This is a genomic window from Shewanella sp. SACH, assembly GCF_001887095.2.
GTDB classification, from domain to species: Bacteria; Pseudomonadota; Gammaproteobacteria; order Enterobacterales; family Shewanellaceae; genus Shewanella; species Shewanella baltica.
This window is the reverse complement of record NZ_MPDG02000022.1, coordinates 1-449: the sequence shown is the minus strand read 5'-3', so window position 1 is coordinate 449 and position 449 is coordinate 1. Positions and strand designations below refer to the sequence as shown.

The following is a 449-nucleotide window of genomic DNA, read 5'->3' as shown; positions in this document are numbered from 1 at the left end:
GATACCGATGTGGGCGACACATTAACTTTAAGCGCGGTGACCAAACCAAGTTGGTTGAGCTTCAATGCTGCCACTGGATTGTTAAGTGGCACACCCAGCAATGCCGATGTGGGCAGCCATGTCGTGTTACTGCGAGTGAAGGACACGGACGGCTTAACCGCTGACCAGTCCTTCAGCATCACCGTGACCAACGTCAATGATGCGCCGACGATTAGTTCAACGGCCATCACTGCAGCCACTCAGGATGCGGCATACAGCTACACCTTTGCGGCGAGTGATACTGATGTGGGTGATGTGCTGACATTCAGCGCGGTGACCAAACCGAGCTGGTTGAGCTTCAATACTGCCACTGGCGTGTTAAGTGGCACGCCCAGCAATGCCGATGTGGGCGCGCACCACGTGACACTGCGAGCGACGGACACGGACGGCTTAACCGCTGACCAGTCCTT

The 449-nt window shown here is 56.1% G+C and carries 1 protein-coding gene; it reads left to right on the top strand.

Translation table 11 applies throughout. The annotated features are described in order from the left end of the window. On the top strand, positions 1-449 hold a 449-nt coding region (locus tag BM607_RS21600), incomplete at both ends, for a putative Ig domain-containing protein (RefSeq protein ID WP_140393441.1).